The sequence below is a fragment of the Cellulomonas dongxiuzhuiae genome, assembly GCF_018623035.1.
GTDB lineage: Bacteria > Actinomycetota > Actinomycetes > Actinomycetales > Cellulomonadaceae > Cellulomonas > Cellulomonas dongxiuzhuiae.
In genome coordinates this window covers 3,076,071-3,100,332 of sequence record NZ_CP076023.1, presented here as the reverse complement: position 1 = coordinate 3,100,332, position 24,262 = coordinate 3,076,071, and the positions used below count along the sequence as shown (strand labels likewise).

Here is a 24,262-nt window from a genome sequence, read left to right as displayed (position 1 = left end):
CGTCAGTCCGCCGTCGCGGACGAGGTGTGGCGCTCGACCGCCAGCACGCGGGCACCGCGCGGTGTGGGGCCGGTGTGCGCGACGAGCAGCTCGGCCGGCGCGAGGAACGGGTTCTCGCGCGGCAGGGCGTCGGCGACGTGGCGGCGGCTGTGCTCGGCGAGCACACCCAGCACCGTCGGCAGCACCGGCCGGTGGGTGCACACCACGGTGTCGGTGGGGCTCTCGATCAGCTCGCGGACCATCGCGCCGACACGCGCGGGCGACTCGTCGTGCCGTGCCTCCGTGAGCACGTCGGCCACCTGTGGCTCCAGGCCCGCGGCCGCCGCGTAGGGGGCGACCGTCGCGGTGCACCGCTCCCACCGGCTCGTGACGACCCGCCCGACGCCGAACGCCGCCAGGACCGGCACCGCGGCCGCCGCCTGCCGCAGGCCCAGGCCCGTCAGCGGCCGGTCCGCCTCCTCGCCGCCCCACAGGCTGCGCTTGCGCGCCTGCCCGTGACGCGCGACGACGAGGGCCCGCGTGCGCAGCCGTCCGCGCGCGTGCGCCTCGACGAGCGAGTCCAGGGGGCGCCGGTCCGCACCGCGCGTCACGCGACGTGCGGCGTCCTCCACGTCGAACCACTCCCACGCGTCGATCTCCGTGCGGGCGGCGTGCCGCACCGGTGGCCGGGCGCCGAGCGGCGCGTCGTCGCCGCGACCGCCGACGCGTGCCGCCCAGTAGTGGACGACCTTCTGGCGGCCGTCGGACAAGCGGTACTCCAGACCGGGCAGGGGGAGGCCCAGGACGACCGCCATGCCGGTCTCCTCCTCCACCTCGCGCACGGCCGCGACCGGCGCGTTCTCGCCCGGGTCGAGCTTGCCCTTGGGCCACGACCAGTCGCGGTAGCGCGGGCGGTGCACGAGGGCCACCTGCAGGTGGCCCGCGCGCAGCCGCCAGACGAGGGCGCCGGCGGCCTGGACGGGTGCGGGGGAGGACGCCTTCACCGGGCGGCGCCGGGACGACGCCTCTGGCGGTGGATCAGCACCTCCTGCAGGTCCACCAGCGGCCCGTTGGGGCCCATGTGGTGCCGGACCCACTCACCGTCCGGCTGCAGCCACCAGGACGACGTGCCGTCGTCCATCGACTCCTGGAGGTACTCGACCAGCTCCTGCACCTGGCCAGGCTCCGCGACGCGTACGAGCGCCTCGACGCGCCGGTCGAGGTTGCGGTGCATGAGGTCCGCCGACCCGATGAACACCTCCGGCCCCTGGAACCCGTCCTCGCCGGTCGTGCCGGCGGTGTGCGCGAACGCGAACACGCGCGAGTGCTCGAGGAAGCGGCCGAGGATCGAGCGCACGCGGATCGTCTCGGACAGGCCCGGGACCCCCGGCCGCAGCGCGCAGATGCCCCGCACGTTGATGTCGATGGGCACGCCCGCCTGCGACGCGCGGTAGAGCGCGTCGATGATGGCCTCGTCGACCATCGAGTTGACCTTGATCCGGATCCACGCGGGCTCGCCGCGTCGCGCCGCCTCGGCCTCCCGCTCGATGCGCTCCAGCAGACCCGACCGCACCGAGCGCGGCGCCACCAGGAGACGGTGGAACCGGGACTTCGGCGCGTAGCCTGACAGCTGGTTGAACAGGCGCGTGAGGTCCTGGCCCACGTCCGGGTCCGCCGTCAGCAGGCCGAGGTCGGTGTACAGCCGCGCGGTCTTGGGGTGGTAGTTGCCCGTGCCGACGTGGCTGTAGCGACGCAGCCCGTCGGCCTCCTGCCGCACGACGAGCGAGAGCTTGCAGTGCGTCTTGAGGCCGACGATGCCGTAGACGACGTGGACGCCCGCCTGCTCGAGCTTGCGGGCCCAGGAGATGTTGTTCTGCTCGTCGAACCGGGCCTTGATCTCCACGAGCGCGAGGACCTGCTTGCCGGCCTGCGCCGCGTCGATGAGGGCGTCGACGATGGGGGAGTCGCCCGACGTCCGGTACAGCGTCTGCTTGATGGCCAGCACGCTCGGGTCGGCGGCGGCCTGCTCGAGGAACGTCTGCACCGACGTCGAGAACGAGTCGTACGGGTGGTGCAGCAGGATGTCGCGGGCGCGGATCGCCGCGAACACGTCCGTGGCCGACGCGGACTCCACCTCGGCGAGGTGCCGGTGCGTCACCGGGACGAACCGCGGGAACTGCAGCTCGGGGCGGTCCTGGTCGGCGATGAGGTTGAGGCCGGTGTGGTCGAGCGGCGCGGGCAGCTCGTACACGTCGTCCTCGGACATGCCGAGCTCGCGCACCAGGAACTTGCGCACGCGCGGGCTGATGCCCTCGGCGAGCTCGAGGCGGACCGGCGGGCCGAACCGGCGCCGCAGCAGCTCCTTCTCCATCGCCTTGAGGAGGTTCTCGGCGTCGTCCTCCTCGACCTCGAAGTCCTCGTTGCGCGTGATGCGGAACGTGTGGAACTCGCGGACCTCCATGCCGGGGAACAGCATGTCGAGGTGCTGGGCGATGACGTCCTCGACCGGGACGAACGAGATGGGCCCCCGCTCGTGGGCGGCGGTCTGCGGGACGGGCGCCGAGGGGCGGCCTGCCGCGTCGACCGCGATGTAGCGGGGCAGCAGCGGCGGGACCTTCACCCGCGCGAAGTGCTCCTTGCCGCTCGCCGGGTTCACGACGCTCACCGCGAGGTTCAGCGACAGCCCCGAGATGTACGGGAACGGGTGCGCCGGGTCCACGGCGAGGGGCGTGAGCACCGGGAAGATCTGGCGGCGGAAGAACTTGTGCAGCCGGTCCTGCTCGGCGTCGCCGAGGTCGTCCCAGCGCACGATCGTGATGCCCTCGCCCGCGAGCGCGGGCTGCACAACCTGCGTGAAGACCTGCGCGTGGCGCTCCATGAGGGCGTGCGCACGCTCGCTGATCGCGTCGAGCACCTGCCGGGGGGACAGCCCCGACGCCGCGGTGACGGCGATGCCCGTCGCGATCCGACGCTTGAGCCCCGCGACGCGCACCATGAAGAACTCGTCGAGGTTGGAGGCGAAGATCGCGAGGAACCGCACCCGCTCCAGCAGCGGCAGGGTCGTGTCCTCGGCGAGCTCCAGGACGCGTTGGTTGAACGCGAGCCACGACAGCTCACGGTCGAGGAAGCGGTCGTCGGGCAGGGCCTCGTCCGGCGTGTGCGGCGGGGACTCGGGGGTCTCCACGTGCTCGGCGATCCGCTCGGCCAGCACCGGATCGATCGGGGGAGCGTCGGTCATGTGCCCATCGTGGCATCGTCGGGGGAACTCGTCGTGTCGTGGTCTCTCACCTGGACGAGGGGTGTGCCGTGCGCCGGGCTGCCCGCCGCGGGCGGGCCGTACATGACGTCGACGGCCGCCCGGGCGAACCCCGCGCGCTCGTAGGTGTGCACCGCGACGGTGTTCTCGGCGCCCGTGTAGAGGATGACGGTGCGCAGCCCGCGGTCGCGCAGGTGCGCCAGGCCCAGCGACGTCAGCGCGCGGCCCATGCCCAGCCCCTGCGCGAGGGGGTCCACGCCGACCACGTAGATCTCGCCGACCTCCTCGCCGGGGGCCCCGTCGGGTGCGTCACCCGGCGGGTGGACCTTGGTCCACACCGACCCGAGCAGCCGGCCGTCGCGCTCGGCCAGCAGGAAGCCCGCAGGGTCGAACCACGGCTCGGCCTCACGCGCCCGCAGGTCCGCCGACGTCATGCGTCCCTGCTCGGGGTGGTGCGCGAAGGCGCGGGCGTTGACCCGCCGCCACGCCTCCTCGTCCTGCCCGGGGACGAACGCGCGCACCTCGACGCCCTGGGGGAGCCGCGCCGGTGCCGGTGGGTGCTGCGTCACGTCGACCGCCATGCGCAGCAGCTCGCGCACGACCACCATGCCCACGGCCTGCGCGGTCGCCCTGGCAGCGGGCAGGTCGCCGTGCGCCCACACCTGGAGCCGGCGCCCCGGGACCCGCTCGGACTCCTGCGCGGCGCGCGCCAGGAGAGCGCGCGCGACGCCGCGACGCCGGTGCGCCGGGTCCACGACGAGCTCGGCCCGCACGGTGGTCGAGCCGCCGACGTCGAGCTGGGCGTACCCCACGAGCGGAGCGTCGGTGTCCTCGGGGGCGGGGGGTGTGTCCCCCCCCGGGCCGAGGGAGGCCAGCAGGTGGACGACCGGTGCCTCGGCGTCGGACAGCCACAGCAGGGGCTGCTCCGACAGGGGCGGCACGCGGTCGTGGCGCGCCGCCGCGTGGTGCAGCGCGCGCACGGCGTCCGCACGGTCTGGCGGCAGCGGGCCGTCGACGGCGGCGAGCGACGTCAGGGCCTCGCTGTCGGACGGCATGCGCCCATCCCATCACGGACCGGGTGGCGGCGGGTGGAACTCCGGGGTGATCCGCCGGGGTGACACCGTCACCCGCACGGCCCCACGGGCCCTGCGTGCAGCCGGTAGCGTGGACGCGCCATGCCACCCGCTCCAGCCGTCTCCCCAGTCGCGGGTGGCCGCCGCGCGCGGCGGCAGCCGCGCGGCCCGCGCACGGTCGAGGTCGACGTCGTCGTCGTCGGGGCCGGCCAGGCCGGTCTGTCCACGGCGTACCACCTGCACCGCACGGGGCTCGTGCCCGTCGGGTCGCCCGGCTGGGAGCGGGCACGCGGCACGTACGTCGTGCTGGACGACAACCCGCGCGCCGGCGGTGCGTGGCAGCACCGGTGGCGCTCGCTGTCGATGGCCGACGCCCACCGGGTGCACGACCTGCCGGGCATGCCGCTGACCATCGCGGACCCCGCCGAGGCGGCCGCCGACGCCGTGCCCTACTACTTCGCGCAGTACGAGGAGGCGTTCGGGCTCAACGTGCAGCGCCCCGTGCGGGTGACGCGCGTCGAGCGGGCGCCCGACGGCGACGAGCCCCGCCTGCTCGTCACGGCCCGGCACGTCGACCACCCCGACGAGGTCGTCGTGTGGTCGACGCGCGGGCTGGTCAACGCCTCGGGCACCTGGGGCAAGCCGTTCTGGCCGGCGTACCCGGGCCGTGCGACCTTCCGCGGCCGCCAGCTGCACACGCGCGACTTCCGCACCGCCGCCGACCTCGCGGACGGGCACGTGGTGGTCGTGGGGGGCGGGACGTCCGCCGTCCAGCTGCTGCTCCAGGTCGCCGAGGTGACCACCACGACGTGGGTGACGCGCCGCCCCCCCGTGTGGCAGGACGAGGAGCTCACGCCCGAGCTGGGCCGGGACGTCGTCGCACGCGTCGACGACCGCGTGCGCGCGGGCCTCGTGCCGCAGTCCGTGGTGTCCGTCACCGGCCTGCCGCTGACGCCGGCCAACCGCGCGGGCATCGAGGCCGGTGTGCTGCGCGCGCGTCCGGTGTTCGCGCGCATCGTGCCGGACGGGGTCGAGTGGGACCGGGGTGACGGGCTCGAGCAGGAAGGCCACGACGGCGGCGGGATCGACGGGCGACCGGACGGTGGCTGGGTCGACGGACCGTCCTTCGTCGCGGCCCGCACGATCCTGTGGGCCACGGGCTTCCGTGCGTCCCTCGACCACCTGGCGCCCCTCGGGCTGCGCGCGCCCGGTGGCGGCATCGTGATGGACGGCACCGAGGTGGTCGTCGAGCCCCGGGTCCAGCTGGTCGGCTACGGCCCCAGCGCCTCGACGATCGGTGCCAACCGCGCAGGCCGCGAGGCAGCCCGCAACCTCCGCCGCACCCTGCGCTGGTGACCCGGGCGGCCACCCGCAGAAGTGGTCACGTCGTCGACCACATCCGCCATCCGGGGCACCGTATGTGACCACTTCCGCCCTCAGGCCGGGAGCCGGGCGCGTAGGCGTGCGCGGCCCTGGGGAGTCAGGGTCGAGGCGTGGAGGAGAGTGAGCCACGCGCGGAGACGGGCGGGGCGGTGAGGGCGGCCGAGCGCGGCGTCGATGTCGCGCAGCACCTCGGCGGGCCGGCGGCACAGGTCCGCGGCGACGTAGCCGCGCCTCGTCCACCCGGCGGCGATGAGCGCCCGGTCCCGCCGGAGGTCGCCTGCGTGCGCCCGGGCGCTGCGGTGGACGCCGCCGTCGTACTCGTGGAGCACGCGCGTGCCCGGCAGCCACAGGTCGCCCCGGGCCACGAACCTGCCGTCCGCGGACGTCACGACGTGCTGCGGGACCACCGTCGCCCCGACGCTCACGTGCAGCACGCGCAGGAGGGTCTCCCAGGGTGACTCGCTCCGGGGGTCGGCCATCGCGAGCGCCCGTCGCAGGAGCGGTGCGCCGCGGCTGCGGTGCGCGGCCGCGGCGGCGACGTCCTGCGCGGTGCACCCCGCGCGCAGGGCGGCGTCGACCAGCACGACGAGGTCGAGCAGTGCCAGGTCACGTGCGCAGGCGAGGAGCGTGGCGGCGGGGGCCGTGACACGCACCCCGTCCAGGGCGACCGTCGGGACGTCACGCGCCGTCCGGGTCACGCGGAGCCCCGCTCGGCGTGAGCGTGCCTGGTCGCAGGGTTGGTCGACGAGCACCGGCAGGTCCGCGGGCAGCTCGGGCAGCCACCACCCGTGCAGCCGCGCAGCCGTGAGGTGGGAGAAGGCCGCCGACGTGGGAAGCAGGCTCTGCCACGCGGTGACGTCCGGGGTCGCCGGGTGACGCTGGAGCCCGTGCGAGACGCGCACCCACCCCCGGCCGGGATGGCGCCCGACGTGCACCGCGTGCGTGGCGTCCTGGTCGTCCGTCTCCATCCCCCGAGCCAACCCCGGCACCCCGCCCCCGTGACCCGAGCGGCCCGAGCCTGTGGACGACCGGCCCCGCACGACCTCTGTGGTCGGCTGACGGGTCCGGTCCGCGAGCTCGATGCCCTGCCAGAGCGTCGGCCAGAAGTGGTCACATCTCTGCGGCTCCGCCCCACCATGTGGTCACCTCACCGACCACTTCTCGCGCGGCGTGAAGCCGCGGGGGGTGGGGCGCGGGGTGGGGGACGGGGTGGGGGGTGGGGGCATGCGTGTCGGGCGGGGGCGGGAGCGGGTGAGGCGTGAGAGGGCGACGGATGCGGGGGCCGGATGGGGTCGGCCCCGCCCTGGGGGGGAGGGCGGGGCCGACGGGGGGCGCGCGGCGGTGCGCGCCCGGTCATGGGCGGGCTGTCAGCGGCAGGTCACCGGGACCGTGCCGGTCGGGGCCGTGCCCGAGCCGATGAACCCGTAGCTCACGGTCTGTGCGGCGCGCAGCGCCCCGTTCCAGGCCGCGTTCGTGGCCGTCACGGCGCTGCCGGAGCCGCTGAACGTCGCGCTCCAGCCCTGCGCGACGGACGCACCCGCCGGCAGCGTGAACGTCGTCGTCCAGCCGGACACCGCGCTCGCGCCGGCCGTGACGTCGACCGTGCCCTGGAACCCGCCCGGCCACGTGTTCGACACCGTCAGCCGCGCGCTGCACGCGCCGCTCGGGCTGCTCGTGGCCGTGGGTGAGCTCGTGGCGGTGGGTGAGCTCGTGGGCGTCGGCGAGGTCGTCGGGGTGGGCGACGTCGTCGGCGTCGGCGTGGGCGACGTGGTGGGGGTCGGCGACGTGGTCGGGGTCGGTGTCGCGCCCGAGAAGAACGTCGCCGTCCGGGCCGTCGCCCTGATCCCGTTCGGGCCGTCGAAGATCAGGGTCCCCCACGTCGTCCTCCGGGCCGGGTCGAAGGCGGTCACCATGTCGAGGTACTCGACGCCGCCGCCGTTGCCCGACCACGACCAGCCGTAGTAGCCGATGCCGCGTCGGACGGCCTCGCTCATGATCGTCGCCTCGTCGGGGTTGCCGTCGGAGTGGTCGTACCCGAACTCGCCGATGACGAGCGGCAGGCCCTGGGCGGCGAACGCGTCGAGGTACGCCGTGATGGTCGACGCCTGCGCGTACACGCCGTACATGTGCACCGAGAACAGCGTGTTGCGCTCGGGATCGGCTGCGGCGACCGTCGCGGCGGTGTCCCGCATGACGCCCTTCCAGTCCTGGCCCCAGTTGGGTGCGTCGACGACGATGTTGTGCCGCAGGCCGGCGGCGCGCACCTTGACGACCGCAGCTGCGGTGTCGGCCGTCCAGGCCGTGACCTGGGGCTCGTTGTTGCCGGTGGGCTCGTTGCCGATGTTGATCTGGATGAAGTCCTCGGTGCCCTGCAGGACGGACTTCAGCGAGATGAAGTAGTCGGCCGCCCTGTCGAGGCTGACGGCGCCGGACTGCTCGCCGTTGCCGGTGGTGTCGTGGTTCTCGAGCATGCAGACGAGCTGGTTGGCCTTGCACAGGGCGATGACGGCCGCGACGTCCGCGGCGTCGTTCTCGGTCCAGCGGTCGCCGCCGGACAGCACGACACGCAGCGCGTTGGCTCCTGCCGCCCGGATGGCGGGGACGGCCGTGGGCGTCTGCGACGTGTACCAGGTGTGGGCGTGGCTGACACCGCGCGCGACGAACGGCGTGCCGTCCTGCTCGACGAGCCGCGTGCCCGAGATGTGCAGGCCGACCGGGTCGGCCGCGGTGGCGGTGGTGGCGGCGGAGGTGATCCCGCCGACCGCCAGGAGCGCGACGCCGCAGGCGGCTGCCGCGCGCAAGGTGGTGCTCTTCATCGACGTCCTCGTTCCGCGAAGGTGTCCCGGTGCGTCCGTCGTGGCCGCCGTGCGGCCCTGCGGGTGCGGCGGTCAGACAACCAGCAGCGTCGGGGCCCCTCCATCGGTGAAGCGTTTCGCCGCGGGATCAGGTCGAAGCGCTCCCGCGTGCTTCCCGGCACGGCGAACGTCCCGGCACGGCGAACGGCCCGGGACGACGTGCGTCCCGGGCCGCTGCGACGGTGCGGCGGTCAGTCCTCCGAGGACGCCGCCGGCTTCGCGAGGCCCTGCGCGATGAGGTCCATGACGGACGAGTCGGCGAGCGTCGTGGAGTCCCCGACCTGCCGGTGCTCGGCCACGTCGCGCAGCAGCCGCCGCATGATCTTCCCGGACCGGGTCTTGGGCAGCTCGGCGACCACGAGGATCTGCCGCGGCTTGGCGATCGGGCCGATCTCCTTGGCGACGTGCGTGCGCAGCGTCTCCTGCACGGTCGCGGCGTCGGCGGCGTTGCCCTCCGCCACGTCGCTGCGCAGGATGACGAACGCGACCACGGCCTGGCCCGTCGTCTCGTCCGTCGCGCCGACGACGGCGGCCTCGGCGACCCACGGGTGGGACACGAGCGCGGACTCGATCTCGGTGGTCGAGAGCCGGTGGCCCGACACGTTCATGACGTCGTCGACGCGCCCCAGGAGCCAGATGTCGCCGTCGTCGTCCTTCTTCGCGCCGTCACCCGCGAAGTAGATGTCCTTGAAGCGCGACCAGTAGGTGTCCTTGTAGCGCTCAGGGTCGCCCCAGATCCCGCGCAGCATCGCCGGCCACGGCTCGGTGAGCACGAGGTAGCCGCCGCCCCCGTTCGGGACCGGCTGCGCGTCGTCGTCGACGACGTCGGCGGCGATGCCCGGCAGGGGTACCTGCGCCGAGCCGGGCTTGGTCTCGGTGACGCCCGGCAGCGGGCTGATCATGATCGCGCCCGTCTCGGTCTGCCACCACGTGTCGACGATCGGGGTGCGGTCGGCGCCGATGACCCGGCGGTACCACATCCACGCCTCGGGATTGATGGGCTCGCCCACCGACCCGAGCACGCGCAGCGAGGACAGGTCGAAGTTGCTCGGGATCTCCTCGCCCCACTTCATGCAGGTGCGGATCGCCGTGGGCGCCGTGTACAGGATCGTGACGCCGTACTTCTGCACGATCTCCCACCAGCGCCCGCGGTGCGGGGTGTCCGGCGTGCCCTCGTAGATGACCTGCGTCGCGCCGTTGATCAGCGGGCCGTAGACCACGTACGTGTGTCCGGTGATCCAGCCGACGTCGGCCGTGCACCAGTACACGTCCGTCTCGGGCTTGAGGTCGAACACGTTGAGGTGCGTGTACGCGGCCTGCGTGAGGTACCCGCCGGTGGTGTGGAAGATGCCCTTCGGCTTCCCCGTGGTCCCGGAGGTGTAGAGGATGAACAGCGGGTGCTCGGCGTCGACGTCGACGGGCGTGTGCTGCGACGACGCGGCGTCGACCGCCTCGTGCCACCAGACGTCCCGACCTGCCGTCCACTCCACCGGCTGACCCGTGCGTCGCACGACCACGACGTGCGAGACGCTCGGGGCGCCCTTCTCGAGCGCCTCGTCGACGGCCGGCTTGAGGGCCGACGGCTTGCCCCGGCGGAATCCGCCGTCGGCGGTGACGACGAGCTTCGCCTCGGCGTCGAGGATGCGCGAGCTCAGGGCCTCGGCGGAGAACCCGCCGAAGACGACGGAGTGCGGTGCGCCGATCCGCGCGCACGCGAGCATGGTGATGACCGCCTCGGGGATGAGAGGCAGGTAGATCGCAACGCGGTCGCCCGTGCCGACGCCGAGCGCCGCGAAGGCGTTGGCCGCCTTGGACACCTCACGCAGGAGGTCGGCGTAGGTCAGGGTGCGCGTGTCGCCGCCCTCGCCCTCGAAGTGCAGGGCGACGCGGTCGCCCCGCCCCTCCTCGACGTGCCGGTCCACGGCGTTGTACGCGGCGTTGAGCCGCCCGTCCGCGAACCACCGCGCGAACGGCGCGTCCGACCAGTCCAGCGTCTGCGTGAACGGCGTCGACCACGAGATCAGCTCGCGCGCCTGGTCCGCCCAGTACCCGGGCCGGTCCGCGTTGGCCCACGCGTACGCGTCGGCGGTCGCGTTGGCCTGCGCGGCGAACTCGGCCGACGGCGGGAAGCGCCGGTCCTCGGTGAGAAGGTTCTCGAGGCCGGGTGAGCCCTGCGCGTCGGGGGCGGCCTCGTTCGACGTGGGGGCAGAGCGTTCGGTCACGTTGTCTCCTACGCAGCGGCTTCGGTGCGACGGTGGGGCTGACCAGGGCGGTCCTCGTGACGGACCTTAGTCCTGGATGTCGATCTCGCGCACCGTCCCGCACGCTGCCGGACGCGTCACACCGTGCGGTTGCGCTCGCGGAACGCGCCGAGCCGCACGCCGTGGCGCCGTGTCAGCGCGACGACCGCGCCCGCCGTCAGCAGCAGCACGCCGACGGCGATGGTCGTGCCCGACGTCCCCGCGACCGTCGCCTGCGTGACCGTCAGCTCCCAGCTGTCGGCGCCGACGACGTCGAGCGTCGTCTCGCGTGCGATGCCCGGCGCGTAGATCTGCAGCCCGCCGACCACCCCCAGCACGAGCCCGGCGGTGAGCGGCACGGCGGCGGACCACAGGCCCAGCGCGAGCAGGCCAGCGAGCAGCAGCGCGCCCGCGCTGACGAGCACGATGCCCAGCAGCTCGAGCGACGCGTCCCAGCCCTCGACCTGGACCCGCAGGATGCGGCTCTGACCGAGCAGCAGCAGACCGAGCGCGAGCGGTGCGAGGACCAGGCCGACGAGGGCGCCGAGCACGTGGGTGCCGGCGTGCGGCGTACGCGGTGCGTGGGAGTCGGGGAAGAGCTCGTCGTCCGCCCCGGACCGGTCGCCGTCGGGGCCGGACCTGGCGCGGTCCGTCCCGGACCTGCCCTCGTCCGTCCCGGACCCGCCGGCGGCCGGTCGGGTCGGGACCGGCGACGGGGTGCCCGCGCTCGCGTCGTCGGCGGGCGGGCGGACGGGGTCGGGCGCGTCGTGCCCCTGGCGCACGGGCCCCGGGGGTGTGGGCGCCGGCCGCGACACCGCGTGGCGTCCCGTGTCCGTCTCGGTGTCGCCCGGCGCGGCCCCGGGCACCGCGGCCCCGGACGCGGCGTCCCCTGTGCCCGTCGGGTCGACGGGGCGCTTCGGATCCGTGGCGCTCACGCCTGCTCCTCGATCACGGCGGTGCGTCGTGCGACGCCTGGCGCTCCCACGGTAGGGCCAGCGTCGACGGTCCGCCGGGCGGCGCGCGGAGCCCGGCGGGCAGTGCTCGGGGCCGGAGTCTCAGCGCCGCGGGAGGGCGGGGGCCGGGACGGCGGCCGAGGGTGCGGCGACCGCCGGCGGCGGCGCCGAGGTGGCGTCGACCTGCCGGGCCCCGTAGGCGTACGCGGCGCCGACGAGCAGCCCGCCGCCGATGGTGTTCCCCAGACCGACCGCGGCCACGTTGCGGGCGAACTCCGCGACCGTCGCGTGGGGCAGCCCGCCGTACAGCCCCAGCGCGAACGTCGTCATGTTCGCCACCACGTGCTCGAAGCCCGACGTGATGAACACCAGGACGCACGCGAACACGGCGACGATCCTCGCGGTCTCGCTCGTGAGGCGTGCCCAGCACCACACCGCGAGGCAGACCAGGAGATTGCACAGCACACCGCGCACCACGAGCTGCGGGGTGGTCGCCTCGGCCTTGTGCTCGATCATGCCGGCGATCGCCGCGCCGCCCGCGGTACCCGGGGCGAGGACGCCGGAGACGTGCAGGAGGCCCGCGAAGGCCATGGCGCCGAGCAGGTTGCCCGCCAGGCACGCCACCAGGGTGAGACCCGCGCGGCCCCACCCGACGCGTCCGAGCATCGCGCCCTGCGTGAGGACCATCATGGCGCTGGTGGCCAGCTCGCCCCCCGCGACCAGCACGATGGTGAGCGCGATGCCGAAGACGGCGCCGTTGACCAGCGGCGCCCAGGGTGAGCCCACGGCGGTGAGCGGGCCGCCGGCGGTCACCATGATGAGCACGCCGATGCCGATGTAGGCGCCGGCGAGCGCGGTGCGCACGAGGAACAGGCCGGGCGTGCGGATCAGGTCGACCTTGTGCACGGCGGCGTCGGCGTGCGCGGCGACGGCCTCGGGGATGGTCAGCACGCCCCCATCGTGGGCCCAGGTGGGGGCACCCGGGTGGGACGTAAGTGCCTCTTGGGTTGCTGTCCGGTGACGATCCGGTCACGACCCGGTCGGACGCTTGACCGGCACGCGCGGCGGCGCATAGCGTCCCGGCACATCGGCAGATGTATCGTTAATCCAACGGCATCGACCGATGACTCCGAAGGGCCTGCGGCAAGGATGCCGTACTGTCCCTCCGGGCCGCTGACGCCGAGCGACGGATCGACCGGCGCCGGCGGTGAACCCCTTGCAACAACGCCCGGGTCGTGGCCTGGGACGGATCTCGAAGAGGAGAGCCCTGATGGCACGTGCGGGACATCTGACAGGACGGCGGACGCGCTCAGCGCGGGCCGCCGGTGCGCTGACGCTGGTGGGGGCGCTCGCGCTCGCCGCCTGCGGCAGCGGGGACGGCGGGGACACCACCGCCGACGGTGAGGCCAAGGACCTGGAGTGCTCGACCGAGGCGGTCGCGGACAAGCCGTGGAAGGCCGCGGAGCCGCGCGAGTTCTCGCTGCTCTGGACCGACTGGGCCGACTTCCCGATCACGGACAGCTGGGAGTTCTTCGACGAGATCGAGGAGCGGACGAACGTCAAGCTCAACCTGACGAACATCCCGTTCAGCGACGCGATCGAGAAGCGCAGCCTCCTGATCAGCGCCGGTGACGCGCCCCAGATCATCCCGCTCGTGTACACGGGTGAGGAGCGCCAGTTCGCGGCCTCCGGCGCCGTGGTGCCGCTGAGCGACTACGCCGACTACATGCCCAACTTCCAGAAGTACGTGGACGAGTGGGACCTGCGCGACATGGTCGACGACCTCCGGCAGGAGGACGGCAAGTACTACATGACGCCGGGTCTCCAGGAGGTCTCCGTCCCGACCTTCACGCTGATCATCCGCAAGGACGTCTTCGACGAGGTCGGCGCCCCGGCGCCCGAGACCTGGGCGGACCTCCAGGAGGGCATGGAGCTCATCAAGGCCAAGTACCCGGACAGCACGCCGCTGGCCGACGGCTTCGAGGGCCAGTCGATGATCAACTACGCGGCCCACGCCTTCGGCACGGTCGGTGGCTGGGGCTTCGGCGACGGCGCCTGGTGGGACAAGGACGCTGAGGAGTTCGTCTACGCGGCGACCACCGACGGCTACAAGGACATGGTCACGTACTTCGCCGGGCTCAACGAGGCCGGGCTGCTCGACAGCGAGTCCTTCACGGCTGCCGACGACGGCGGCGGCACGGTGACCGAGAAGTTCGCGGCGGAGAAGGTCTTCGCGGCTTCGGGTGGCTCGTGGACCGTCCAGGAGTTCGCGACGGCGCTCGACGCCGCCGGTGTCACGGACTACGAGCTCGTCCAGATCGCGCCCCCGGGCGGTCCGGCCGGCGACTTCGTCGAGCCGCGCAACTTCTGGAACGGGTTCATGCTCACCAAGGAAGCGGTGAACGACCCGAACTTCTGCGACCTGCTCGCGTTCACGGACTGGCTCTACTACAACCCGGAGGCGCGCGAGCTCATCCAGTGGGGTGTCGAGGGTGAGCACTACACCAAGGACGCCGAGGGCAAGTACACCCTCGAGCCCGACTACAAGCTCACGAACCTCAACCTGAACCCGTCCGGCACGATCGACCTCAAGAAGGACCTCGGTTACGCCAACGACGTCTTCGCCGGGTCGACCGAGTCGCGCGCGCTCAAGGAGTCCTACAACGTCCCGGCGTTCGTCGAGTACATCGACTCGGTGCAGTCGAACCGCACGCCGCGGGACCCGTTCCCGCCGCACCCGCTCGACGAGGTCGAGCTCGAGCAGGCCTCGCTGCTGAGCACCCCGCTCAAGGACACGGTGGACACGGCGACCCTCGGGTTCATCCTCGGGCAGAAGGACCTCTCGGAGTGGGACGCCTACGTGTCCGGGCTTGAGGGCCAGGGCGTGCCGGGCTACATGGATCTCATCAACGGCGCAGCAGAGCGCGCCGCAGGGAACGACGGCTGAGCCCAGGCTCGACGAGGTGCGGCGGGCCGGTCCCTTCGCGGGGCCGGCCCGCCGCACCACCGATCCGCCCACGAAGGAGTGACATGAGCGCGGCACACGCGACGGGTGACGTCCTCGGGACCTCGGTCCAGGCGTCATCCGGAGGGAGGGTTCCGTCGTCGGTCGACGGCGAGGACCCGGGTAGTAAGGCACGACCTCGAGCACGGAAGATCGGCTGGCGGCACACGCTGCGCCGCGACTGGGTGCTCTACGCGATGGCGCTGGTACCGGTGCTGTTCCTGCTGGTGTTCCGGTACGTGCCGATGTTCGGCAACATCATCGCGTTCCGGCGGTTCCGCGCGGGCGGCAGCATCTTCGGCGACGAATGGGTCGGGATGCGCTATGTCGAGCTGTTCCTCAACGACCCCAACTTCTGGAACGTCTTCGGCAACACGGTGATCCTCGGTGGGCTCACCCTGCTCTTCTGCTTCCCCCTGCCGATCGTCCTCGCGCTCCTGCTCAACGAGGTGCGCAAGGCGGCATTCAAGCGAGTCATCCAGTCGATCTCCTACCTGCCGCACTTCCTCTCGGTCGTCATCGTGGTCGGCATGCTCATGCAGCTGCTGTCGCTGCAGGGCACGGTCAACCAGATCATCGAGGGGATGGGCGGGGAGGCGATCCCGTTCCTGCAGCGTGCCGAGTGGTTCCGCACCGTGTACGTCAGCTCCGAGATCTGGCAGACCGTCGGCTGGGGCACGATCCTCTACCTCGCGGCCCTCACCACGGTCGACGCCTCGCTCTACGAGGCGGCCCGGATCGACGGCGCCAACCGGTGGCGCCAGACCTGGCACATCACGCTGCCGGGCATCCGCCCGACGATGGTCACGCTGCTCATCCTCAACATCGGGCTGTTCCTCAACGTCGGGTTCGAGAAGGTCCTGCTCCTGTACAACCCGCTGACCTACGCCACGGGTGACGTCGTCTCGACGTACCTCTACCGCGTGGGTCTGGTTGCCAACAACTTCAGCTATGCGACGGCCATCGGACTGTTCCAGGCGATCATCGGCCTCGTGATGATCCTCACCGCGAACTTCGTGTCGCGCCGAGTGGTAGGAGCAAGCCTGTGGTGACCCAGAGCGCACTCACGTCGACGCCCTCGGCCGGCGGTGGTGTGTCCGTCGGACCGCGCGACTCGAAGAGCTACAAGACGTTCACGTGGTTCAACGGCACGTTCCTGGTGCTGCTGTGCGGGTTCATGCTGTACCCGTTCGTCACGGTGCTGGCGCAGTCGTTCAGCAGTGCCGGCGCGGTCAAGGCCGGCATGGTGAACGTCTGGCCCGTGGGCTTCAACCTGACCACCTACAAGGTGGTCATCGCGAACGACCTCTTCTGGTCGTCGTACAAGAACACCGTCGTCTACACGCTCGTCGGCACGACGATCGCCATGGTGCTGACGACGCTGCTCGCCTACGTGCTCGCGAGGCGCGCACTGCGCGGGCGGAACGTCCTCATCGGCATCGCCGTGTTCACGATGTTCTTCAACGGCGGCCTCATCCCGAACTACGTGCTCATCCAGACCCTCGGGCTGAAGAACACGATGTGGGCGGTGGTGCTCCCGGGAGCGATCTCGGTGTTCAACCTCCTCGTCATGAAGTCGTTCTTCGAGAACATGCCCACGGAGCTCGAGGAGGCCGCGCAGATCGACGGGCTCGGCTGGTGGGGGATCTTCCGGCGGATCGTGCTGCCGCTGTCCAAGGCGGTCATCGCGACGATGATCCTCTTCTACTCGGTGGCGATCTGGAACGACTGGTTCGCGGCCTTCCTGTACCTCGACAAGCAGGAGCTGTTCCCGGTGACGCTGTACCTGCGCAACATGATTGCGGGTGCCTCGTCGACCGCGTCCCAGGGCGCGGCGGCCTCCGGGTCCAGCACGTCGGAGATCGCGGCGAACATCCAGGCGGTCACGATGATCCTCACGATCATCCCCATCCTGTGCATCTACCCGTTCGTGCAGCGGTACTTCGTGTCCGGCATCATGCTCGGCTCCGTCAAGGGCTGACGCGCGACCGCACGACCGGACGACCCCGGCGAGGACTTCTCCTCGCCGGGGTCGCGTGCGTTCAGGCCCGGGGGGACCGGACGGTGGCGATCGCGCCGGTGTCGGGCCGGGCCGACGTGTGTCCTGCCTCAGCCTCGGCCGCGGCACGGACCGCGGCGGCGACAGCCGTCGTCGCCTCGGGGTGGAAGACGCTGGGCACGATGTACGTGGGGTTGAGCTCGTCCGGGTGCACGACGGACGCCAGCGCGTGCGCGGCCGCCAGGAGCATCGACTCCGTCACGGTGCGCGACTGCGCGTCGAGCAGGCCCCGGAACACGCCGGGGAACGCCAGGACGTTGTTGATCTGGTTGGCGAAGTCCGAGCGTCCCGTGCCGACGACCGCCGCGTACTTCGCGGCGTCGTCCGGGTCGACCTCGGGGCGCGGGTTCGCCAGGGCGAAGACGATCGCGTCGGGCGCCATCCGCGCGACGTCGTCCCCGGTGATGACGTCGGGTGCGGACAGCCCGATGAAGACGTCGGCGCCGACGACCGCGTCGCGCAGCCTCCCCGTCTCCCCGCGCGGGTTCGTGGCCTCGGCCGTCCAGCGCAGCGACGGGCTCAGGCCCGGCCGGTCGGCGTGGACGACGCCCTCGATGTCGGCGACGACGACGTCGCGCACGCCGGCTGCGAGCAGCAGCTTGAGCACCGCGGTCCCGGCCGCACCCGCACCCGACATGACGACGCGCACGTCGCCGATCTGCTTGCCGACGACCTGCAGGGCGTTGGTCAGGGCCGCGACCACGACGATCGCCGTGCCGTGCTGGTCGTCGTGGAACACCGGGATGTCGAGCCGCTCGCGCAGGCGCCGCTCGATCTCGAAGCAGCGGGGCGCGGAGATGTCCTCGAGGTTGATGCCCGCGAAGACCGGTGCGATCGCCACGACGGTCTCGACGATGGCGTCCACGTCGGTCGTGTCGAGGCAGATCGGGAACGCGTCGATGTCCGCGAACCGCTTGAAGAGCACCGCCTTGCCCTCCATGACGGGCAGCGCCGCGAGCGGACCGATGTCGCCCATGCCCAGCACGGCGGTGCCGTCGGTGACCACGGCGATGGTGTTGCGCTTGATGGTCAGACGCCGCGCGTCCTCGGGGTGGTCGGCGATGGCCTGGCAGACGCGCGCGACACCGGGGGTGTACGCCATCGACAGGTCGTCGCGGTTGCGCAGCGGCACCTTCGACTCGATGGACAGCTTGCCGCCCAGGTGCATGAGGAACGTCCGGTCGGAGACCCGCTGGACGACCACGCCCTCGAGGCCCTCGAGAGCAGTGACCACGTCGGCGGCGTGGTCGGCGTCGCGGGTCGCGCACGTGACGTCGACCGTCATGGTCTCGTGGAACGACGCCGTGACGTCCAGCGCCGTGACGATCCCCCCGGCGCGCTCGATGGCCGTGGTCAGGTCCGAGACGGCGGTGGGCCGGGCCCGCACCTCCAGCCGGGCGGTGATGGACGAGGACACGGACGGCGCAGAGACCATGGCGACATTGTGGCGGGTACGTGGCCCGGGGCGCCTGCGACGGGCCTCCCGGCGTGGCGTCGGCGGCGGCGCGTAGCATCGGCGCGTGCCCGTCCCGCCCTTCGTCCTGGCCCTGCGCGAGCGTGTGGGGCACGACCAGCTCTGGCTGCCGGGGGTCACCGCGGTCGTGCTGCGCGAGGACGGTCCCCGCCCACGTCTGCTGCTCGTGCGCCGGTCCGACACGGGTGCGTGGACGCCTGTCACGGGGATCGTCGACCCGGGGGAGGACCCCGCCGTGGCGGCCGTGCGCGAGGTGCTGGAGGAGGCCGACGTCGTCGCCACGGCGCAGCGGCTCGCGCTGGTGGGCGTCGTCGGGCCGGTGGTCTACGACAACGGGGACCGGTCCCTGTACCTGGACCTGACGTTCCGGTGCCGCTGGGTGTCCGGCGACCCGTTCCCGGCCGACGGGGAGAACACCGACGCCGGATGGTTCGACCTGGACGCGCTGCCGGCGATGTCGGGGTCGATGTCCGCACGCGTCGCCGCAGCACTGCCCGCGCGCGGTGAGGCGCTCTTCACCGCATGAGCGTCACCCCGTCCGCGCCGGGCGCGGGCGACGCGCTCGCGAGCATCGCGGGCCTGCCGGGAGTGGCAGCCGCGGTCGACGCCGCACGCGCGGCGTGCGAGGAGCTGCGCTGGCACGAGGCGTTCCGGCGCCGGTGGCGCGAGGTGCGTGCCGAGACAGGGCTGCGGGCGGCGGCGGCGTCGGCCGCCCTGGACGGGGCGCCCGTCGGCGTCGAGGCGCTGCGGGCCTGGGCGACCGGCACGGCCGCGCCCGGAGCGGGGACCGACGCGGTCGCTGCGGGTGCGCTGCGGGCGCAGGCGGTCGTCGAGGCGCAGCTGCCGGCCCTCGGGTCGCGCGACACCGGTGCGGGCGTCGCGTTGCCGCAGGTGCTCGCCCGGCTGCACGCGGCCGCCGCGGCCGACGTGCTGCCGGACGCCGAGGTCGGACGGCCGCGCAGCGGGCCCCCGGGCGACCTGCGCGGGCTCGGCGCGGCGCCGTCGCCCGACGTGGCCGCGGCGCGCGTCACGGGCGTGCTGCGCGACGCGGCGGCGACGCGCGCGCCCGCCCTCGTCGTCGTGGCGGTGGTCCACGCCGAGCTGCTCACGGCCCGACCGTTCGCGGGGGCCAACGGCGTCGTGGCACGCGCGGCAGCGCGCCTCATGGCGACGCGCACGGGGCTCGACCCCACGGGCTCGGTGCTGCCCGAGCTCGTGTGGCAGGAGGCACCCCCGACGTACCTCGCAGCGGCCGCGCGGTACGCGACCGGTGACGTCGACGCGGTCGCGCGCTGGGTCGTCGCGTACGGGGAGGCCGTCGTCCGTGGGGCCGGTCATGCCCGCCGCGTGGCCGACGAGGTGCTCGCGGGGCGGCGCACCTAGGGCGTGTCTCCCCTCGGTGTGCGGAGCCAGGGTCCGATGCTGCGGGTCGTGTCAGGAGACGGGTGGGACGGGTCCTGGCCGACCGTCCGCCGCGTGCGGGACGGGCGTCGTCATGGGTCGGACCATAGGGGGGATCGCGTTCCGGGCGCGAGGCACCGACCCTGTCGACGGCGGCATCGTGTCACGCGCTCACCTGGCTCCCCGCACCACGGGGGAGACACGTCCTGGATCAGCGCCACGAGGCGGGCGATCTCGAGCTCGCGAGCCGCCAGCAGCCCGCCCGCGCCCACGGTGCCCGGACACGAACGACGGCGCCCGCACGGGACGCCGTCGCCGTACCGACGACCGGGGGAGTGATCAAGCGTGCATCATCGCGGTTCGCTCCGGGACCAGCCCGGTCGACCTGCCCATAGGTGGGCTACTCCTGCCGTGGGTGCTCCCCCGGTCGTTCGGTTGTGGTCATGTCCTACACCCGCTCGTCCAGACGGGGCAACGGCCGTCAGCGTCGTCGCAGGTCAGCGGGCTGCGGTGGGCCGCATCGCGAGACCCACGTCCGTCAACCGGACCGTCGGCGGCGCCGCCACCACACCAGCGCCAGCACGACGAGCGCGACGCCCGTGAGGACGGCACCGGTCGTCACCCGCACCTGCGTGTCGAGCCGGCGCAGCGGCACGGGACGCCGGAAGGTCAGCACGTCCCAGCCGTGGTCGGCGGCCAGCCGGCGCAGCGCCCGGTCCGGGTTGACGACGTGCCCGTGGCCCACGGCGGCCAGCATGGGCGCGTCGGTGACGGAGTCGGAGTACGCGGAGCTGGCGGCGAGGTCGTACCCGCGGGCCTCCGCGAGCTCGCGGATGGCGACGGCCTTGTTCTCGCCGTACGCGTAGAAGTCGATCGCACCCGTGTAGCGGCCGTCGGCCACCGCCATCCGGGTCGCGATCACCGCGTCGGCGCCGAGCATCTCCGCGATCGGCTCGACGACCTCGGTGCCCGACGCCGAGACGACGACGACGTCGTGACCGGCGGCGTGGTGGGCGGCGATGAGGTCGACGGCCTCGGCGTAGACGGTCGGGTCGATCGAGTCGTGCAGCGTCGCGCGCACGATGGTGGACACCTGCTCGACGTCCCACCCCACGACCGACCGGGAGAGGGCGGCGCGCAGGCGCTCGGTCGACGTCTCGCCCGCACCGCCGAGCAGGTACGCGAGCTGCGCGTACGCGGACGCCACCACGGACCGCCGGCTCAGCAGTCCCTCGGCGAGGAAGCCGCGGGAGAAGGCGGTGGCCGACGACGTCGCGATGATGGTCTTGTCGAGGTCGAAGAACGCGGCCACGCGCGGGCGCGGCGCGCGGGGCTGCGTCCGACGTGCCGCGTCGGCGGGGTGCTGGTCGACCATGACGCTCCGCGGGTCCGGGGGCAGGGGCGAGGACGTGACCTGCGCGAGCGTAGCGGCGCGGTCGGACACGCGCGCGGTCCGGGCGGTCAGACCGGGGTGTCGTGGTCGTGGCCGCCGGGCAGGTCGGTGCAGTCGACCTCGAGCGACGGGTGGGTGAGCAGGTAGCCGCGGGCGCCCGCGTCACCGTGCAGGTGCGTCCCCAGCGACGCCCAGTGGTCGCGGCCGATCAGCACGGGGTGGCCCGGCACACCGCCGAAGACCGCGCGGCGCAGGTCGTGCGGACCGACCGGCGCGGCGGTCACGCGCGACACCGCACGTGCGTCGAGGTCGGGCAGGTCGACCAGGGTGACGACGACGGCCACCTCGCCGGGTGGCCCGGTGAGGCCGGCGGCGAGGGACGTGCCCAAGCCGCGCTCCCAGCCGGCCGCGACGACGACCTCGGTACCCGGCGGGACGAGCGCGCGGGCCTCGTCCGCAGCGGCGCCCAGGACGACGCGGACGCGGGCGCACCCGCCGCCGAGGAGCGCGTCGTGCGCGCGCCGCAGCCACGGCACGTCGTCGGGCGTCGTGCACAGCGCCTTGGGGCGACCCATGCGCGTCCCGGCGCCGGCGGCGAGCACGAGGCCCAGCAGCGGCTCAGGCACGCCCCGCCGCCGGGCCGAACCGCGCGAGCACCCACTGCTCGACCAGCTGCGCGAGCGTGTAGAGGACGAGCGACGCGAGCGTGACCACCACGACCAGCGCCCACACCTTGGTGTTCTGCGCGCGGCCGACGGCCGACACGACGCCGTACCCGATGCCGCCTCCGGTGGCGAGCCACTCGGCGATGAGGGCACCGGTGATCGCCCCGGGCACGGAGATCCTCACGGCGGCGAACACTGCCGGCAGCGCCGCGGGCAGCTGCACCAGGCGCAGCACGGTGCGTGGCCCGCCGCCCAGGACGGTCACCAGGTCGCGCATCTGCGGTGACGCCGAGCGCAGCCCCAGCACGATGGTCACCAGCGCGGGGAACAGCACGACGATCCCGCTCATCACCGCGACCGACGCCACGCCGCGCCCCACGAGGAGCACGATGATCGGCGCGAGCGCGATGAGCGGCACGGACCGCAGCAGCATCGCGACGGGCATGATCGCCGCCTCGGCGGTGCGCGACAGCACGATCGCGGCCGCGAGCACGAGCGCCGCCGCCATGCCGACGACGAACCCGATCGAGGCGTCCGCCAGCGTCTCGCCGAGCAGGCCGAGCACCTCGGTGCGGTTGCTGCCGGCGTCGGCGTCGGTCACCAGGTGCTCCCACACCTGCGCCGGCCCCTTGCCGACGTACGGGGAGACGTCGAACACGGCCAGCAGGCCGGTCCACGCCACCAGCACGACGACGGTGGTCGCGGCCGCGTCGAGCAGCACCCGCCCGACCCGCCGCCACGCGGGGTGCGAGCGGCCGCGCGGGGCGCCGTCGACCGGTACGGGCCCCGGTGCCGGCGTCGGTATGACCGTCGCGGCGCTGCCGGGCGCGCTCACGGCGCACCGCCGTCCGGCCCGCTGCCGCCCGCCGACCAGGGCGTGACGACCCGCGCGAGCACCGCGAACAGCGCGTACCCCGCACCCGCGAGCAGCGCGCACACCAGCGCGATGCCCCACGCCCGCTCGGCGTTCAGCGACTGCCCCGCGTTGACCAGCGCGGGACCCACGCCGCGGTCGACGCCCCCGATGTACTCGCCGAGGATCGCGCCGAGCAGCGCCGCGGGCGCGGCGACCTGCAGCGCGCCGATGATGCCCGGCAGCGCCGCGACCAGCCGCACGCGCACGAGCTGCTGCCAGCGGCCGCCGCCGAAGACGGTCACGACGTCGAGGCTCGCGGGATCGGCGGACCGGAAGCCCAGCACCGCACCGACGACGGTCGTGAAGAACACCGACAGCGCCGCGAGGACGACGGCCGTGCCCGACGGCTCACCGGACGGCGGCGGACCGATGACGATGTAGAGGATCGGCGTGATCGCGACCAGCGGTAGGCAGTAGCTGATGACGGCGACCTGCATGATGAGCCGCTCGAGCGCCGGCACCAGGAGCACCAGCGAGGCCAGCAGCAGCGCGAGCCCGTTGCCGACGGCGAAGCCGCGCACCGCCTCCTCGAGCGTGACGGACAGGTGCGCGACGTAGAACCCGAGCCCGTCGTCGGCGAACCCGCGCAGCACCCCCAGGGGGGTGGGCGTCGTCGTGCCGGCCAGCACGGTGACGGCCGCGAGCCACCACACGGCGACGACGCCGACGACACCGACCGCGGCGGGCGCCCAGCGGCGGGCCGTGGCACGCACGCCCCGGACGGTCCGCCGCGGCGGAGCGGACGTCGTGCCGGGCGTCCCCGCCTCGCCCGTCACGACGCTCACGCGACCGCCCCGCCGCCGAAGAGCAGCTCCGACGCGTGGTCGTGCAGCGCGTGGAACTCGGGCGTGCGCATCATCTCCGGCGTGCGTGGGCGCGGCAGGTCGACGTCGACGACCTCCTTGACCCGCCCCGGCCGCGGGCTCATGACCGCGACCTGGTCGGACAGGAAGATCGCCTCCGAGATGCCGTGGGTGACCATGAGGGTCGTCGCGGGCTTCTCGGTCCAGATGCGCAGCAGCTCGAGGTTGAGGCGCTGGCGCGTCATGTCGTCCAGCGCGCCGAACGGCTCGTCGAGCAGCAGGACCGACGGCTGCACGACGAGCGCCCGCGCGATCGACACGCGCTGGCGCATGCCGCCCGAGAGCTGCGCGGGCTTCGCCTTCTCGAAGCCCTCGAGCCCGACGAGCCGGACGAGGTCCGCCACGAGCGCGTCGTCGACGGGCGTCCCGGCAACCTCGAACGGCAGGCGGATGTTCGCCACCACGCTGCGCCACGGCAGGAGCGCGGAGTCCTGGAAGGCGATGCCGAGCGCGTGCTCGGCGCGCAGCTCGACCGGGGTCCGGCCCTCGACGAGCGCCGTGCCCGTCGTCGGCTCCTCGAGCCCCGCGAGGATGCGCAGGATCGTCGACTTGCCGCACCCGGACGGACCGAGCAGCGACAGGAAGCTGCCCTTGTCGGTCAGCAGCGTCGTGTCCTGGAGCGCGGTGACGTGGCGGCGGCCCGTCGTGAACGTCTTGCCCAGGTGGTCGAGGCGCACCCCGGTGCCCAGCGGACCCGAGGGGGTCCGCCGGGCACCGGCGTCCTGCTGCACGTGCGTCATCGGGGCGG

Annotated in this window: 20 protein-coding genes; 6 read left to right on the top strand and 14 right to left on the bottom strand. The window is 73.4% G+C overall.

Annotated elements, in window-relative coordinates; translation table 11 throughout:
* Positions 1–2 precede the first annotated feature (2 nt).
* Genes KKR89_RS13930 through mshD form a run of 3 tightly spaced genes read right to left on the bottom strand, consistent with a single transcriptional unit; the run spans position 3 to position 4,290 of the window.
* The gene (locus KKR89_RS13930; protein ID WP_208195961.1) at positions 3–983 is read right to left on the bottom strand and encodes an NUDIX hydrolase; all 981 of its coding nucleotides are present in this window, start codon (positions 981–983) and stop codon (positions 3–5) included.
* A complete protein-coding gene (locus tag KKR89_RS13925; RefSeq protein ID WP_208195960.1) occupies positions 980–3,217 on the bottom strand; it encodes an RNA degradosome polyphosphate kinase in 2,238 nt (745 codons plus the stop codon). The genes KKR89_RS13930 and KKR89_RS13925 overlap by 4 nt, the downstream gene beginning before the upstream one ends.
* Complete coding sequence (gene mshD, locus KKR89_RS13920; RefSeq protein ID WP_208195959.1) at positions 3,214–4,290, bottom strand: mycothiol synthase; 1,077 nt, start codon at positions 4,288–4,290, stop codon at positions 3,214–3,216. The genes KKR89_RS13925 and mshD overlap by 4 nt, the downstream gene beginning before the upstream one ends.
* Positions 4,291–4,410: 120 nt before the next feature.
* Between mshD and KKR89_RS13915 the strand changes: the two genes are divergently transcribed.
* Positions 4,411–5,664 carry an NAD(P)-binding domain-containing protein gene (locus KKR89_RS13915; RefSeq protein WP_208195958.1) on the top strand — a complete coding sequence of 418 codons (1,254 nt, stop codon included), beginning with the start codon at positions 4,411–4,413 and terminating at the stop codon, positions 5,662–5,664.
* An 80-nt stretch (positions 5,665–5,744) separates the two neighbouring features.
* On the opposite strand, the gene KKR89_RS13910 is transcribed toward KKR89_RS13915, so the two are convergent.
* The 5 genes from KKR89_RS13910 to KKR89_RS13890 all read right to left on the bottom strand — a co-directional run bounded on the left by KKR89_RS13910 (position 5,745) and on the right by KKR89_RS13890 (position 12,690).
* Positions 5,745–6,659, bottom strand: a complete 915-nt coding sequence (locus KKR89_RS13910; protein ID WP_208195957.1) for a hypothetical protein — start codon at positions 6,657–6,659, stop codon at positions 5,745–5,747.
* Between the two features lie 399 nt (positions 6,660–7,058).
* The gene (locus tag KKR89_RS13905; RefSeq protein ID WP_208195956.1) at positions 7,059–8,507 is read right to left on the bottom strand and encodes a cellulase family glycosylhydrolase; all 1,449 of its coding nucleotides are present in this window, start codon (positions 8,505–8,507) and stop codon (positions 7,059–7,061) included.
* A gap of 230 nt (positions 8,508–8,737) precedes the next feature.
* The gene (gene acs / locus KKR89_RS13900; protein WP_208195955.1) at positions 8,738–10,768 is read right to left on the bottom strand and encodes an acetate--CoA ligase; all 2,031 of its coding nucleotides are present in this window, start codon (positions 10,766–10,768) and stop codon (positions 8,738–8,740) included.
* A gap of 116 nt (positions 10,769–10,884) precedes the next feature.
* Positions 10,885–11,721 (bottom strand): hypothetical protein, encoded by an 837-nt coding sequence (locus tag KKR89_RS13895; RefSeq protein WP_208195954.1) that lies wholly within the window; start codon positions 11,719–11,721, stop codon positions 10,885–10,887.
* Positions 11,722–11,841: 120 nt separating this feature from the next.
* Complete coding sequence (locus KKR89_RS13890; RefSeq protein ID WP_208195953.1) at positions 11,842–12,690, bottom strand: formate/nitrite transporter family protein; 849 nt, start codon at positions 12,688–12,690, stop codon at positions 11,842–11,844.
* A 319-nt stretch (positions 12,691–13,009) separates the two neighbouring features.
* Here KKR89_RS13890 and KKR89_RS13885 point away from each other — a divergent pair, with 319 nt between their 5' ends.
* The 3 genes from KKR89_RS13885 to KKR89_RS13875 all read left to right on the top strand — a co-directional run bounded on the left by KKR89_RS13885 (position 13,010) and on the right by KKR89_RS13875 (position 16,724).
* Positions 13,010–14,686, top strand: coding sequence for an ABC transporter substrate-binding protein (locus tag KKR89_RS13885; protein WP_208195952.1), 1,677 nt, complete (start codon positions 13,010–13,012; stop codon positions 14,684–14,686).
* Between the two features lie 83 nt (positions 14,687–14,769).
* Positions 14,770–15,795 (top strand): ABC transporter permease, encoded by a 1,026-nt coding sequence (locus KKR89_RS13880; RefSeq protein WP_208195951.1) that lies wholly within the window; start codon positions 14,770–14,772, stop codon positions 15,793–15,795.
* Positions 15,792–16,724 carry a carbohydrate ABC transporter permease gene (locus KKR89_RS13875; protein WP_208195950.1) on the top strand — a complete coding sequence of 311 codons (933 nt, stop codon included), beginning with the start codon at positions 15,792–15,794 and terminating at the stop codon, positions 16,722–16,724. Before KKR89_RS13880 ends, KKR89_RS13875 begins: the two co-directional genes overlap by 4 nt.
* Positions 16,725–16,785: 61 nt before the next feature.
* Here the strand turns inward: KKR89_RS13875 and KKR89_RS13870 are convergent, their stop codons facing one another.
* Positions 16,786–18,237, bottom strand: a complete 1,452-nt coding sequence (locus KKR89_RS13870) for an NAD-dependent malic enzyme (RefSeq protein ID WP_208195949.1) — start codon at positions 18,235–18,237, stop codon at positions 16,786–16,788.
* An 85-nt stretch (positions 18,238–18,322) separates the two neighbouring features.
* Here KKR89_RS13870 and KKR89_RS13865 point away from each other — a divergent pair, with 85 nt between their 5' ends.
* Together KKR89_RS13865 and KKR89_RS13860 are read left to right on the top strand one after the other, a co-directional pair.
* Positions 18,323–18,802, top strand: a complete 480-nt coding sequence (locus KKR89_RS13865; protein ID WP_208195948.1) for an NUDIX hydrolase — start codon at positions 18,323–18,325, stop codon at positions 18,800–18,802.
* Positions 18,799–19,659, top strand: coding sequence for a Fic family protein (locus KKR89_RS13860; protein ID WP_208195947.1), 861 nt, complete (start codon positions 18,799–18,801; stop codon positions 19,657–19,659). Before KKR89_RS13865 ends, KKR89_RS13860 begins: the two co-directional genes overlap by 4 nt.
* 556 nt (positions 19,660–20,215) lie before the next feature.
* On the opposite strand, the gene KKR89_RS13855 is transcribed toward KKR89_RS13860, so the two are convergent.
* From KKR89_RS13855 to KKR89_RS13835, 5 genes are all read right to left on the bottom strand, one after another.
* A complete protein-coding gene (locus KKR89_RS13855) occupies positions 20,216–21,052 on the bottom strand; it encodes an HAD family hydrolase (RefSeq protein ID WP_208195946.1) in 837 nt (278 codons plus the stop codon).
* 86 nt (positions 21,053–21,138) lie between these two features.
* Positions 21,139–21,696, bottom strand: coding sequence for a nucleotidyltransferase family protein (locus KKR89_RS13850; RefSeq protein WP_208195945.1), 558 nt, complete (start codon positions 21,694–21,696; stop codon positions 21,139–21,141).
* The gene (locus tag KKR89_RS13845; protein ID WP_251140895.1) at positions 21,689–22,570 is read right to left on the bottom strand and encodes an ABC transporter permease; all 882 of its coding nucleotides are present in this window, start codon (positions 22,568–22,570) and stop codon (positions 21,689–21,691) included. Before KKR89_RS13845 ends, KKR89_RS13850 begins: the two co-directional genes overlap by 8 nt.
* Positions 22,567–23,436: an ABC transporter permease gene (locus KKR89_RS13840; protein ID WP_208195944.1), complete on the bottom strand. Its 870-nt coding sequence runs from the start codon at positions 23,434–23,436 to the stop codon at positions 22,567–22,569. Before KKR89_RS13840 ends, KKR89_RS13845 begins: the two co-directional genes overlap by 4 nt.
* Positions 23,433–24,254: an ABC transporter ATP-binding protein gene (locus KKR89_RS13835; protein ID WP_208195943.1), complete on the bottom strand. Its 822-nt coding sequence runs from the start codon at positions 24,252–24,254 to the stop codon at positions 23,433–23,435. Before KKR89_RS13835 ends, KKR89_RS13840 begins: the two co-directional genes overlap by 4 nt.
* Positions 24,255–24,262: the final 8 nt, after the last annotated feature.

What these genes read in the sequence shown, in the direction of transcription:
- KKR89_RS13885 (WP_208195952.1), top strand. Translation starts at nt 13,010, where the DNA reads ATGGCACGTGCGGGACATCTGACAGGACGGCGGACGCGCTCAGCGCGG.
- KKR89_RS13925 (WP_208195960.1), bottom strand. Translation starts at nt 3,217, where the DNA reads ATGACCGACGCTCCCCCGATCGATCCGGTGCTGGCCGAGCGGATCGCC.
- mshD (WP_208195959.1), bottom strand. Translation starts at nt 4,290, where the DNA reads ATGCCGTCCGACAGCGAGGCCCTGACGTCGCTCGCCGCCGTCGACGGC.
- KKR89_RS13915 (WP_208195958.1), top strand. Translation starts at nt 4,411, where the DNA reads ATGCCACCCGCTCCAGCCGTCTCCCCAGTCGCGGGTGGCCGCCGCGCG.
- KKR89_RS13860 (WP_208195947.1), top strand. Translation starts at nt 18,799, where the DNA reads ATGAGCGTCACCCCGTCCGCGCCGGGCGCGGGCGACGCGCTCGCGAGC.
- KKR89_RS13880 (WP_208195951.1), top strand. Translation starts at nt 14,770, where the DNA reads ATGAGCGCGGCACACGCGACGGGTGACGTCCTCGGGACCTCGGTCCAG.
- KKR89_RS13855 (WP_208195946.1), bottom strand. Translation starts at nt 21,052, where the DNA reads ATGGTCGACCAGCACCCCGCCGACGCGGCACGTCGGACGCAGCCCCGC.
- KKR89_RS13835 (WP_208195943.1), bottom strand. Translation starts at nt 24,254, where the DNA reads ATGACGCACGTGCAGCAGGACGCCGGTGCCCGGCGGACCCCCTCGGGT.
- KKR89_RS13905 (WP_208195956.1), bottom strand. Translation starts at nt 8,507, where the DNA reads ATGAAGAGCACCACCTTGCGCGCGGCAGCCGCCTGCGGCGTCGCGCTC.
- KKR89_RS13870 (WP_208195949.1), bottom strand. Translation starts at nt 18,237, where the DNA reads ATGGTCTCTGCGCCGTCCGTGTCCTCGTCCATCACCGCCCGGCTGGAG.
- KKR89_RS13910 (WP_208195957.1), bottom strand. Translation starts at nt 6,659, where the DNA reads ATGGAGACGGACGACCAGGACGCCACGCACGCGGTGCACGTCGGGCGC.